The organism is Deltaproteobacteria bacterium (assembly GCA_016213065.1).
Classification (GTDB): domain Bacteria; phylum UBA10199; class UBA10199; order SPLOWO2-01-44-7; family SPLOWO2-01-44-7; genus JACRBV01.
The window spans coordinates 1-13,357 of the sequence record JACRBV010000069.1 but is presented as its reverse complement, the minus strand read 5'-3'; the positions used below and the strand labels follow the sequence as shown (position 1 = coordinate 13,357).

12 protein-coding genes are annotated in these 13,357 nt (G+C 45.8%); 5 read left to right on the top strand and 7 right to left on the bottom strand.

The features are described from left to right. The 7 genes from HY877_04140 to HY877_04110 form a co-directional block, all read right to left on the bottom strand. Positions 1-469, bottom strand: a 469-nt coding sequence (locus HY877_04140) for a hypothetical protein (protein MBI5299467.1), incomplete at its 3' end; no start/stop codon positions are given. A 206-nt stretch (positions 470-675) separates the two neighbouring features. Next, positions 676-1,809 (bottom strand): radical SAM protein, encoded by a 1,134-nt coding sequence (locus HY877_04135; protein ID MBI5299466.1) that lies wholly within the window; start codon positions 1,807-1,809, stop codon positions 676-678. A 12-nt stretch (positions 1,810-1,821) separates the two neighbouring features. Next, positions 1,822-2,802 (bottom strand): radical SAM protein, encoded by a 981-nt coding sequence (locus tag HY877_04130; GenBank protein ID MBI5299465.1) that lies wholly within the window; start codon positions 2,800-2,802, stop codon positions 1,822-1,824. Next, positions 2,799-4,118, bottom strand: a complete 1,320-nt coding sequence (locus tag HY877_04125; protein MBI5299464.1) for a UPF0489 family protein — start codon at positions 4,116-4,118, stop codon at positions 2,799-2,801. The genes HY877_04130 and HY877_04125 overlap by 4 nt, the downstream gene beginning before the upstream one ends. Positions 4,119-4,272: 154 nt before the next feature. Next, positions 4,273-5,394, bottom strand: a complete 1,122-nt coding sequence (locus tag HY877_04120) for a hypothetical protein (protein ID MBI5299463.1) — start codon at positions 5,392-5,394, stop codon at positions 4,273-4,275. A gap of 3 nt (positions 5,395-5,397) precedes the next feature. After that, entirely contained in the window at positions 5,398-6,222 is an 825-nt protein-coding gene (locus tag HY877_04115; protein MBI5299462.1) for an AAA family ATPase, read from the bottom strand. A gap of 53 nt (positions 6,223-6,275) precedes the next feature. Next, positions 6,276-7,724 (bottom strand): sugar transferase, encoded by a 1,449-nt coding sequence (locus tag HY877_04110; protein MBI5299461.1) that lies wholly within the window; start codon positions 7,722-7,724, stop codon positions 6,276-6,278. A 34-nt stretch (positions 7,725-7,758) separates the two neighbouring features. Between HY877_04110 and HY877_04105 the strand changes: the two genes are divergently transcribed. From HY877_04105 to HY877_04085, 5 genes are all read left to right on the top strand, one after another. Continuing rightward, positions 7,759-8,445, top strand: coding sequence for a class I SAM-dependent methyltransferase (locus HY877_04105; protein MBI5299460.1), 687 nt, complete (start codon positions 7,759-7,761; stop codon positions 8,443-8,445). Beyond that, positions 8,445-9,599 carry a glycosyltransferase family 4 protein gene (locus HY877_04100; protein ID MBI5299459.1) on the top strand — a complete coding sequence of 385 codons (1,155 nt, stop codon included), beginning with the start codon at positions 8,445-8,447 and terminating at the stop codon, positions 9,597-9,599. The genes HY877_04105 and HY877_04100 overlap by 1 nt, the downstream gene beginning before the upstream one ends. Beyond that, positions 9,592-11,097, top strand: coding sequence for a hypothetical protein (locus HY877_04095; GenBank protein MBI5299458.1), 1,506 nt, complete (start codon positions 9,592-9,594; stop codon positions 11,095-11,097). Before HY877_04100 ends, HY877_04095 begins: the two co-directional genes overlap by 8 nt. Then, positions 11,094-12,086: a radical SAM protein gene (locus HY877_04090; protein ID MBI5299457.1), complete on the top strand. Its 993-nt coding sequence runs from the start codon at positions 11,094-11,096 to the stop codon at positions 12,084-12,086. The genes HY877_04095 and HY877_04090 overlap by 4 nt, the downstream gene beginning before the upstream one ends. A 152-nt stretch (positions 12,087-12,238) precedes the next feature. Next, the gene (locus HY877_04085; protein MBI5299456.1) at positions 12,239-13,336 is read left to right on the top strand and encodes a glycosyltransferase family 4 protein; all 1,098 of its coding nucleotides are present in this window, start codon (positions 12,239-12,241) and stop codon (positions 13,334-13,336) included. The last annotated feature ends 21 nt before the right edge of the window (positions 13,337-13,357 follow it).

Below are 13,357 nucleotides of genomic sequence, written 5' to 3'. Positions count from 1 at the left end.
CAGATCCGTGACACAGAACGCCTCCCTCAGCACTTCGCGCAATATGATGTGTCAGCAGGAGAATACCCAGCGGATGCATGAGCTCCGCGGGATACCAAACGCCGCGGCGTTTTGGTCTGAGAATCACCTCTCCGTCCAGCAAACCGGAATCCAATAGCGCCATCAAATCACAACGCCCGTTTTTCAAATTGAAGACTTTGAAAAACAGAGATCCGTCCTTTTGACGAAACAATTGCCAGTGTCCCGGAACCTCAAAAAGTATTTCTTTTCTCTCGATGGAAGGAAAAGAGGTAGGAGAGGGCAAATTGGCGAGGCGAAACTGCAAATGAATGTCGGAGGCACCATCCCCCGCATAAAATTGGTCGTAGAAATGGCTTACGGTGGTATCTCTTTTTCCGTTTTTCGGAGTCAGAGAAAAATGCACGCCCGCCACTTTCATCCGCCATGAATTTTGAAGTTCACGTTGCATATCGGAAACGAATTACGAACTTATCGCGGAATCCCCAGTTCTGTTAAATCTCCGACATGGCGATCCACCGCTCCGGCATCCCCTGTTTCCACCGTTTGACTGATTGCTCCCGGCTGTCGTAGAGCAAGCGCCCAAAATAGCCTGCTCGGCATCCAGTTTGACGCGCACCAGCTTGGGAGGAACGTATTTTTTTTTGCTCTGCTGAGTCATGGAAGCTCCCTTGTTATGCCCAATTTTTCGGCTTTTAAATGGGCGGTTTCACAAAAATGTTTTACCGGTTCTTCTGGATTTTGCGCGTTGAAATGCATCATCCCGGGTTTTTTTTCACAAAGATGCGTGATCTTGCAATCACGACACGGTGAGTCCCCAAGGAAAACGGCGGAGCGAACCCTGAGAAAAACTCTCTGAAGAGCCTGCTGAAAGGGTTGACAACTAAGGTTCTCTTCAAATTGCCGCGAAAAAACACAACTGGCCAATTTTCCATGAGCCCCAACCAAAAAAGAATTGGCCCCGCACCCACAGCGGTAGATATGGGGGGCTTCCACGATGTCATCCCCGCGGAGGCTGGGATCCAGAAAATTGTCTTTGTGAAGGCAGGAATCAGACTGGATTCCCGCCTTCGCGGGAATGACAAAAGGGGGTTCGTCTTGCTGAATCTCCAGTGCAACAATCTCTTTTGGGGTTAGGCTATAAGTCATTGTTTTATAGGAACCTTTCAGATCGGGTTGGATATCTGTGCTCACACCAAATTTAAATCCAAGACTTTCAATATAAGTTTTTATTTTGCCGAGCACTCCGCGATTAAGCGTCATCGCTTTTGTCTTCACCCGAACCTGCAACCCGTGGCGCAAAAACAAACGAATTGCGTTGTCGAACCGTTCAAAAGAACCCGCAACTTGTGTGATCCGGTCAAAGGCTTCTCCCACACCATGGCAACTGGTTTCAATGACGAACGGAGGATTTTCTGCGAGTCGGTTCACAATGGCTTCATCCACCCCTGTCATATTGGTGAAAAGGGTAATCAGAAATCCTTTTTTCTTTGCGTAACCATAAATTTCAAAAAAATCCTTCCGCATAAAAATTTCACCGCCCGTGAAACACAACCATAAACAACCCGCATCATGGATTTCATCGATCAGGCGAAAAATCATGTCTGTCGTCATCTCTTTTTTGATATCGGCGGGATTGTTAAAGCAGTCGGTGTAACAGTGAACACAGTGAAGATTGCAACGATAAGTCAATTCGATCTGCCCGCGCAAAGGTTTTTGCAAATCAAAAGATCGATTAAACAAGTTTCCGCTGAAGGTTTTGTATGGAATGACGCCTATTGAGGAACCCATAAAAAAGGATTATCAAACCACTTTGGTTCCTGCAATCTTAAAGGCACATGGGAAATGGGGCATGGCTTCATAAAATCCCTCACGGAAAGTTCCCTTCCGCAAATCATAACTGGCGCGTCGGTTTTCTGAACACATTTGCAAGCGCCCGTAGGCATCAATATGAAACGAGTGAAATTGCGAAGCACAGGTATAGGGAGTTTTCGAAGATTCCAGCTCTTCATGATGCGCACGCGTCAGTTCTTCGTCTTGAGATTCCATTTTTCTTAGAGAATCCTCCGAAACTTGAAATTGGGAGACGTCGTCAATAATGTCAAAGTCTGGCTTTGCCAGACCGCGAAGCAAACTCGAAGAGTTTGCGGAGTCAAAACCGACCAAACGTAGCCGCATTTTTTCGGACAAACGGAAACGCACATCCCCTGTCATTTTCAGGTGATCCGCATATTTTTTGACTGCGAGAATTTCCGTCTCATTGAGTGTCATCGCCGTTGTCTTCAGCGTCAGGGGAATTTTTCTTTTCACAAGCAGATCAATAGCCTTGAGACAATAGTCAAACGAACCTTTGCCAGTTGTTACCTTTTCAAAAATGGGACGACTCATGCCATGCAGACTGATTTCAATGCGTTCCGGCGGAAATTGGGCAAAGCGGTCGGCTGTTTTTTCGGTAATCAATGTGCCATTGGTGAAAACGGTCAGAAAAATTCCCTTCCTGTGAGCCGCTTCATAAATTTCAAAAAAATCGGGACGCGCCAGTGGCTCGCCGCCTGTTAACACCAGATTCAGACAACCTTCTTTCGCGATTTCACCCAGAACGCGCAGAATTTCTGTTGTGGAGAGTTCCTGCTGAATGCGTGCGGGCTGATTGAAAGGATCCGTGTAACACATCACGCAATGCAAATTGCAACGGCAAGTCAGCTCCCACTGCCCATTTAAAGGGAACCGCTGTTTGCCAAGAGTCGTCCCAAAAAATTTTCGCCCATCAATGACAGGTATCATTTCTGCTCCGGATAGCGCAAAACTTTTTGCTTCAAAAGTTTTTTTAGAAAATGAAAGACGTCTTTTCTGATTTGCTCCGCATCTCCCTCGAAGAGATCTATGATATGAGTGACAATCTCTCCAACTGTTCGCTCGCCGTTGACTGCCTGCCAAACTTCTGCCGCCACGGAATTGAGCCTGACGACCTCTCTTTTTTTTCGGTCGAGTAAAACGATTTCCTCCTCGATGCGTTCGCCACTGATTTGTCCGTTTCGAATCAGACGTGTTTCCTCTCTCAGTTTGTCAAAATTTTTGTGTGTTGGGAGATGAAGTCGCTGGCACCGCAACATGAGTTCCAATTTACGGCTTGCCTCTTCCAGATCCGGTTTTATTTCCAACGCTTGTTTGTAATGTTCGGTCGCCAAAGACCACTTTTTCTGTTTTGCAAAATAATTTCCAAGTCCGCACAAGGCATAAGAATCCTGTGGATCTTTATTCAACGCCGACTCATAAACCTCGCGGCTTTTTTCCCAGCGATTCAAAAACTGGTAAACTTTTCCTGTGTTGCCATATTCTCCGATATGACAAGGGCAAACCACCTTGTTCTCAGGGGAAGCACCTTGCAGACAATTTTTCAATTCATCGCCAAGGTATTTATAATCGGGCGGAGTAAATCCCCCATTCATCGAATAGGAAATCGTGATGAAATCGGTTTGCGGCACTTTATTCTGAAGTCTGTTAACCAACTCCGCGGGAGTTAGCCACATTTGCAAATCATCGGGATCGAAATAGGGATAACTTTCGGACCATTTGCGAATCACAAAAAAGTCGGTGTCAATATCCAGCAAAACCGTTTCCGAAAAACGGGGAAGATTTTCCAGCGAACAGGCAAAGGCGGGCACGCCATCCAGAAGACAGCGAACTCCCTTTTTATCCACGCAAAGATTTGCAACTCTTTCAGGAAAGATGCGTTTTAAATTCAAAAAAATCCGCATCAAGGTTTTTCTATCTTTGGCGGTTTTGGCCATTTCATCAGGCACCACCCAGTAAAACGCACGCACCATTCCTTCTTTGATGGCGGGATAAATAAAATTACCGATGTGAATTCTGCTTTCCACGGAGGTTCCGGAAAAATTCCATGGAGTCCGTTTTTTCAAAGTTGTTTCCAGATGAAGCCGTGTGGGAGAGTTTAAAAGATTTTGCGGATCTTCATCAGCAATCCATCCGAAATCAATATGGGGATCCAGATGAACAAGAATGCGGTTTCTAAAAGATTGCTCTTTCCACGCCGTGTAGGCCAGATGGTGATCTTCCATTAAGACAACAGGCGTTTTCATGGGGGAACCTCCGAAAACTGCCCATCTGCGTTGTTGCCCGCAAGCCCGCAATCCTCACGTACCTTCATGTACGCTCCGGTTGCGGATTTGCGGGCGCCTAGCATCTGGGCAGTTTTCGGAGGTTCCCAATTATCATGGTTTCCAAATGTGCCTCTTAGTAAGGATTTTCTTCCATCAATTTTTTTAGATCTTTGTCAGAAACAGGTTGCAAAACCTGAATGGAACGCGTGACGGCCAGATCAATAAAATGGGGCTCATTCATCAAAGATCCATAGGCATCGAACATCACTTTTACTTTTGGGCGCAAAGGCCATCCCGGATTGCTTCCGGTGATTTTGGCATATTCCTTGTTTGTGAGCTGTACCCAACTGCCGATGGGATAAATGCCGATTCTGTCAATGAGCAGGCGCAAAACATCCGACTCAAATTTTTCCCCATCATGCAAAATAATTTTCATGGCTTCATGCGGCAGTTTTCTCGGACGATGAGGACGGTCATGCGTGAGGGCCTCAAAGGCATCAATAACGGCAACAATTCTGGAAAAACCATCCAACTCTTTTATGTCCCGAATTCCCAGAGGACCCGAGCCATCGGATCTCTCATGTGATTCTTTGGCGACCGTCAAAACAACGTGACTTAAATCCGGAATTTTTTTCAGGATCTCAACGGTCTTGTACGGAACTTCTCGAAGACGCGCCCAATCTTGGGCCGTCAAAATTTCTTTTTTCGTTACAATGTCCAACACTTTGACAATACCCAAATCGCTAAAAAAAGCGGCGGTCCCAAGCTGAAAAAGTTGCGACCGGTTCCACTTCTTTCCAATCCCGATCTCAATGGCCAAAACGGTTTTGTTCACCATTTTGGCGGCCAAAAAATCGGTTTCGGAAACTTCTTCCTTTAAAACCTGATTGCACGCCAAATTCAATAGTTCCGTATTGTCATAAGTCAACTCACTGGTAATGTCGTCAACGGTTTTTTGTACCTCTTTGCCGGTGATCATGTCGCCGGTTTTGGCCTTCTCAAAAATTGTCTGGGATAATCGCAAAGCTTCCTGATACACGCCCGTAGCTATTCCCGATTTGTTAACTTGCGTACTCTTGATGGCCTCGGAGATCAGGGGCATCAGCGGTTTTCTTAAATTTTCCTTGGGTGTATCGGCATTCGAAACAATGGCGGGCTTTTCGGTCCGCACGGGCACCGGCTCCACACTGTCCTCTTTCTTTAAAGACGGGCTCGCATCCTTCACATTTTTAAAAATATCCGCTATCCGCACCATTTCTTATCTCCTTTCAGGAACTTTCAACTCCAAATCCTTCAGACAATCCTTAACTATTTTAGCACCTACTTGGGATTTTTTTCGGGCAAAACCTATCAACAATGCAAAATCGCAGATATTATTCACCTGACGTGGAATTCCCTTGGATCCCTCATGAATGAGCCGCATTGCCATTGGCGAAAACAACGGCTCCGTTCTTCCGACAACATTTAGGCGGTGATTAACATAACCTTTGAGTTCCTTCAAGCTCAGCGGTTCCAGATGGAATCGCAAGGAAAGGCGTTGTTGCAGAGGCTCCACATTTTGTATTTTCTTTTTGAGTTCGCTTTGTCCGATTAAAATGAGTGTTAACAAAAATTCCGTCTGAGTTTTGAAATTAAACAGAAGACGGAATTCCTCCAACTGCTTTTCATCCAAAATTTGTGCTTCATCAATGACCAGCACCGTTCTCTTTTGTATCTGAAGATTCTGCCGCAATTGTTCTTCCACCAAACGCCGAAGGTCCGGCTCTTCCTGAATAGACAGAGCTTCTTTTTTACCCATCTGAAACAGCACTTCTCTCAACAGTTCTTTGTTGGAGAGTCTTGGATTCACAATCAACACGGTTTGAAGCATTTCATTATTTTGCAAATCCTTCAGAAGGGCCATAGACAAAAGTGTTTTGCCGCTCCCATATTCTCCCGTAAGAATGGCTCCCTGTTTGTGTTCTCTGGCGACGTACAACAAACGCATCAGCGCTTCTTCATATTTCGCGGAAAAATAAAGAAATCTGGGATCGGGGGTGTTCTCAAAGGGTTTGCCGTCAAAATGCCAGTGAGTTTCGTACATGGAAGTGAGCCTAACGAATCATAAAATTTTGCGCAAGTTGTTTGTAAAACACATCAAAGACGGTTAAAAATCCGGCGCAGAAAAAGGATGCCTGTTTTGAACAGTAGGAAAAGATCGACCCAGAGGGACCATTGATCAATGTATTTCAGATCTAGCGCCATCACTTCATCGAAAGATACTTTGCCGGGTCTAAGTACTTGGCGGTAACAAGTTAGTCCCGGCCTCATGCTGAAACGCCGGCGTTGCCATGCTTCTTTGTACTGACTCACTTCTTCCGGAATATGCGGTCTTGGCCCCACAAAACTCATCTCGCCCAGCAATATATTGAACAGTTGCGGAAGTTCGTCCAATCCACTGTAGCGCAACCAGCGCCCCAACCTTGTAGGTGAAGCTCCGGCAACTTTAAGAGAACGAAATTTGAAGAGATAAAACGATTGTCCAAATCTCCCCACCCTTTTCTGTTTGTATAAAACGGGTCGTCCCAAAACAATCCAAATAGACAGGGCGATTAAAATAAAAAGGGGTGATAAAACAATCAAACCAAAAACGGCAAACAAACGGTCCAAAAACATTTTCAACACATAAGACCAATTCAACACAGGACTTGTTCTGAAAACAAAAATGGGCATGTGGGCAAAATAATCCACCTCCATTTGTGGAAGGTTCCAGCGTAAAAAATCAGCGAGGAGCCAAAACTCGACCCCTTCCTCCTCGCAAATCGTCATCGCTCTCTCCAACTCCGAAGAACCGGAGTGATAATCGGTAAAAATAACGCTGGCCACCGGATGCGCGTGCAAAACCTCCCGCCAATTTTCCAGCGTCCCCACAATGGGGACTTCTTTTATATGGGCTCGCGTCGCCCCCTCCAATGGCAAAGCCATTGGAGCCTCCCCCTCACGCTCGCTCTGCTCTCTTTTGTCTATTTCAGATGGCGCATCAGACATCGAAGACGACAAAATGACGCCCACGGGTTTCAACCCCAGATAACTTTCCTCGCTGATTTTATGGAGAATCCGTGAAGCACCGCCTGCGGATCCCACCACCAAAACAGGACGAATGTCTTTGCCTTTGTGACGCCGATAAAGCCCGTATTGGCGGCGCACCAAATCCTTGATCACAAATGCGGCGGCATTCAGACAACCAAATCCGATCAGGAAGAGACGGCTTATCGTTTCAATTTGGAATAAAAAAATGACCGTGATGAGAAACGCCGTCGAAACAAAAGTGCTCCGAAAAATAATTCCGATGTTAATAACAGCTTTGCGAAGAGGCGTTGGATCATAAAGACCGTAATAATTGAGTGTCACGGGCCACAAAAAACACGCGATCACCATCAAAGGAGCGTACTGTTTAAAAGGAAGGATGGGACCCAAATCCACCGAGAAATTGACTTGTGCCAGATATTCACGTAGCAAATGTGCAAACACAAAAACGACCGCAGTCAGAAGAACATCAAATATATTGTTAAAACGGCGAAGGATGTGATGTCTGCGTTGCAACATTTATGAATCTTTTGCCTATTACACGACTGAAAAAATGGCAATGAGAGAGGCAAAACCGGTGGAGCGGTATCGCATTGGCCTTGAGCTACTTGGCTCGGCAAAGGACAAGGTGATTTTGGATGCGGGATGCGGTTTTGGAACACTGGAACAATTCATACCGGCCTTTGGAATCGATCGCAATTTTTCAAACCTCCAAAAAACAAAACAGCAACAGAAATTTATTAACGCCACGCTGGATCAAATTCCTCTTCCGGATGCAGTCTGCGACGCAGTTTTGATGCTGGAAACACTGGAACATGTTTCAGACGATAAAAAAGTCCTGCTTGAAATACACCGCGTGCTGAAAAATCAGGGCAGATTGATCCTGAGTGTGCCGAAGCATCATTTTGTTTATAACTGGATTGACTTGGAACATTGGCTGGTGCCGCTTGTCACTAAACGCGCCCCCCACCGCCGTTATAAAAAAAAAGATTTGCATCAGAAGCTTGACGAAAGCGGTTTTGTCATCGACCGCTGTTTTACGAGGGGAATGTTGATTGCCGCCTGTATGCGCTGGATTTATGCCCCGTTTGACTTGGTTGATTATTTTTTCCTCGGCGGCCTCAACGGACCGTTTGGAAAAACCGTGCGAAAAATAGGCGATTCTCTTGTCGACTGGGAATTCCGGATTCCCTCGAACGTCGGCGGCTCCCTGTTTATCGTCGGACACAAGGAAATATAATGCGCATTGCGTTTATTAATCCCATTATTCAAACGGTGGACCGACCCGAGAAGTTTTGGTCTCTCTTCGGCAGAAAGCCAAGCACCCCGCTTGCAACCGACAGCGAAGTCAATTGCGTCCAGCTAGCCCTTGCCATGGCCGCCTTGGGCCATGATGTCTCCCTGTTTATCTCGGATTGCTACACACCCACACAACGAATTGCTCCCGGAAACAATCTAAAAATCTGCTATCTCTCAACGCGAGCAAAATTTTTATTTCCGCCGGCTTATATTCCTTTGCTCCCGTCTTTGCTGACGGAAATCAAAAAACAAAAATTTGATTGCATCCAAACTTCTGAATTATTTCAACCAAGCACGCTGATGTGCGCCCTTGCCGGTCCTCCTGTTTTCGTCTGGGAAGAAATGGACCAGTATTTTGCAAGGCGTCTCCCCCGCATGGCACAAAAACTCTATCAGCAAACGGTGGAGAGAATGCTTCGCAAAAAAAAGGTGACTGTCATCCCCCGAAGCGAAGCCAGCCGGCAATTTTTGGAAGAACGAGGATGGACAAAAACAGGACCCGTCATTCCAACTCCCGTCAACACGGATCTTTTTAAACCGGAAGCGACACCCGAAGAATATCTTCTGGTCGTTTCGCGTTTGGCAGAAGACCGCGGACTTTCGTTTCTGTTGAAGGTGCTGTTGCAAATCAAAACGGCAAAACCGGATGTTCGTTTAGTAATCGTGGGAAATGGTCCTGAAGCGGAGCATTTTCAAAAAGAGGTGAAGGAAAAAAATCTGCACACTTCTGTGGAAATAAGAACACAATTTTTTTCGCACGAGCAAATGAAACAAATTTATAACGGAAGTATCATGACGCTCATTACAACCGTGGGGGGAATTTTGCCTTACACCGCACTGGAGAGTATGGCGTGCGGCAAACCCGTGATTTCCTGTTTCAAGAGAGGATTAAAAACTGTGATTGAAAATGACAAAACAGGTTATTTGGTGGATAGTGCAGAAGCCATGGCGGAAAAAATAATATGTCTTTTGCAAAATCCGCAAAAACGGCGACAAATGGGAGAGCAGGCCAGAAAATTCGCGGTAGAACATTGCGGATTTCAAAAAATTGCAGGCCGCCTTATTGAAGTTTATAAGGACGTAAAGCATGTTTGAAAATGTCAATAAACATCTGGTTGTTGTGCTGATTTTGTTGGCCGCCTTTCTTGCCGTTAACATTCTGCCCGCTGTGGCATGGATTCTGGCTGGTTTAGCCGCTTTCATTCTTTTCTTCTTCAAAAGCCGTGAAGCGATTTTTCTTTACGCACTGTATTTTTCCTTTGAAGAAACTTTTTTGCTTCATTGTCCCCAGCAGTTTCTTGTCCTCATGAAATATCTGGGGGACATCCTGATTCTGGCACTTTTCTTCGGAACCTTCGCCAAATTAGCCATTCGTAAGTACAACCTGAGTTCTTTGGAATACAACAAAATACACATTCCAATCTTCTTGTTTTTAGTAAGCGCCATTATTTCCATTCTGCTGAATCAAACGCCGGCAATCATCGCCTTTGTTTCTCTGCGGCAATTGTTGCGTTATGTTGTCCTTTTTTACGCCATCATTCTGACAGCCGAAGCGGAATGGACGCGGGACGATCTAAAAAATTTGGCCCGGATGGTTATTGTGTTGATTCTCATTCAGGCTGTGATCGGCTATTTTCAAGTGGTGGCGGGCCCGGGTTCCTCACTCAATCTTTTTCTGGCGACGGGAAATCAGGTCATGCTGGAAGGTGTGCCGATTACGGGTTCCAGACAAGAATATGCCCTTGGCGTTCCCCTTTTTGGAACCATGATAAATCCCAACACCTACGGACTTTTTCTAGCGTGCGGTTTGTGCCTTTTGGCCGGACTTTATTTTGTCTGCCCGGACAAGGACAGAAGACTCAAACTGCTGGGCCTTTTGCTACTGATTGCCATTCCTCTTATGAAAACATATTCCCGTCAGAGTATTTATGCCGCCATGGTCGGGATCACGGTGATAGGATTCATTCGCAGGGAGTTCAAAGTGATTCTTGCCGTTTTGATCACCATCGGATTTTTTTCCTATTATCTCACGCAACTGAAGGGGGGCACCGAATGGAGTGCCAAAAAAGTCAATCTTGCCCAGCGCATTGTGTCGCCATTTTCCCCGGAATATCGCAAAACCTATGGACAGGCGGACCGTCTGTATTCTCTCTCACATATCACTCCCAAACTTCTTTCGAGTTCCTATTCTTTTTTTGGAGTGGGTCCCGGCGGCATCGGTTCTTCATTCGGTTATTTCCTTCGCTATTTTGAAGGTTATAAAAAATTAGAGATTCCGGCGGATATCATGCCGATGGTGCACACCGGAACGGCGGACATCGGCTTTTTGGCCATATTGGGACAATATGGCATCATCGGATTTGTCTGTTTTTATTCCATTTTCGTCACCGTGTTCTGGTTTTTGCTGACTGGCAAACTGTCCGATGAAGACCCCTTTCTTGACGGCATCACGCTGGGTGTTTTGGGATATACAATGGCCCTGCTAATTTCCAACATTGGTTATTCGAATTTTACCCTAAGACAAATTTCGTTTTACTTTTGGCTATTGGCGGGCATTACCTGCACGGCACGCAGAGTAAAACACATAAAATGAAACCACGCTTCGCCATTGTTGCCGTGCTGGATCGCTGTGACGCCAAATGTGTCATGTGCAATATCTGGCAAGAACACCGCAGAGACGAAACGGACCTTTCCTATTTCAAGACACTCCCGGAATCACTGCGTTCCATCAATATCACGGGTGGAGAGCCTTTTATGCGACAAGATTTGGCAGAGGTGATCCATATTATTGACAAGCGATGCCATCATCCCCGCATCCTCATCTCCAGCAACGGATTCAACACAAAAAAAATCCTTGAAAAAACGGAGGAGATTTTAGGGATAAGCAAACGCGTGGGACTACGCCTGTCGGTAGATGGATATGAAGACACGCATGACCGGATACGCGGCGTCCCCTGCGGTTTTGAAAAATGTATGACCACTCTTTGGGGATTGAAAAATCTGGGTGTCAGGGATTTGGGTTTGAGTTTTACAATCTCTCCCACCAACTTGAACGATGTTGCAAAAGTTTATCGTCTGTCACGGCACCTTGATGTCGAATTCACGCTAACGGTTGCCCAAAATTCCGAATTTTATTTCAAAACAAAAAATAATGTTTTTGATCTGGATCCTCAGGAACTCCAAATCCAGTTTGACGAACTGGTTTCAGACGAACTTAAAGCCATTCACCCCAAACGCTGGTTTCGCGCCTATTATGACAAGGGGGTCTATGATTACGGAATGGGCAAACGTGTTTTAAAAAATTGCTCTGCAGGAGAGGATTTTTTCTTTTCCAGCGCCCGCGGCGAGATTTATCCCTGCCCTGTCTTGAATGAAAAGATAGGCAACGCAAGTGAGGACGGCTTCGAAAACATCTGGAGATCGGAAAGAGCGAATGCTGTACGAAATATTGTAAAAAACTGTCCTGTCAAATGCTGGATGACCTGTACCGTTGCTCCGCATTTCAGGCGCCATTTTATTTCCATCGTTTGGTGGGTTCTCAAAAATAAATTCAAGGCCCATATGGGTCTGGATGTTCTCTGAATTTACTAGAGCATACCTCATAAATCGATTATGAAGGTTGTCATTCTGAGCGAAGCGAAGAATCCAATCGCTTATCAAGTAGATCCTTCACGGAGTTTACACTGAGTGAAGCGAATGTGTTCAGGATGACATCCATTTATGAAATACACTCTATGCACATTATAATGATCGGTCCAAGAGAGCTTTACCCTCGTTCCAAAGCGGGATTGGATGCCTATGTTCGTGAGCTGTCACAGCATTTGGCGGTCGAGGGTCACAAGGTAATCATTTACTGTCACCGGCACGATGCTTCTTTTCCTCTGCCGCCCGGCATTACTGTCAAAACAGTTTGGGCGCCAAAGAAACATCACCTCGACACGTTTTGTTATGGCCTGCTCGCAAGCCTTTCTTCACTTTGTCACAAAGATGCCATTGTTCATTATCACGGCGGATCTGCGCTTTTCGCGTGGATTCCAAGATTGTTCCGAAAAAAAACGTTCCTCACCATCCATTCAATAGAAGGGCGTGCAATCCATCTTTCACGGATAAATCGCTTTTTTTATTTTCTCGGAGAATGGGTTGGCGTAAAGTCTGTGAATGCTATGAGCGCCGTTTCCCAAACCCTTCAAAAAGAATTGGAGTCCCAATATAAAAAAACGGTGTCTACAATTCCACCAAGTATGGCTGTAAAGCATTGCACCACCACAGGCAAACTGGCCACCCTTGGTCTGAAACCCAAAAATTATCTGCTCTTTCTTGGGCGGATCGAAAAAGGTAAAGGCGTGGAAATTCTTTTGGAGGCATTCAAAACATCAAACCCGAAAATGCCCTGCCCACTTGTGATTGCGGGCGCCCCTCTTCATGACAACGCCTATCTCCAAAAATTAAAAGAATCCGCTCCGCCCGGTGTTTTTTTTGTGGGTTCCGTCTTTGGTGTCTTGAAAGAGGAACTGCTGACCAACGCCCTGCTCTATATTCAGGCATCCCAATCGGAAGGACTTTCCATTTCACTGCTCGAGGCGATGAGTTGCGCCTGTCCCGTTTTAGCAAGCGACATTCGGCAAAATCAGGAAGCGTCGGGTCCTGCGGGATATTTTTTTCAAAATGGAAACATCGGCGATTTATGCCGACAATTGCAACGGCTCTTGGCAGAACCTCAACAACTCAAAGAAGCGGGCGAAAGAGGAAAATCAAAAATCGAAACAGATTACGCGTGGAGCCAGATTTATCCCCGCATCATGAAATGGTATGATGGTGAAAAAGTTGTGTGAGAGGGTTTTGGGGCCGCGGTT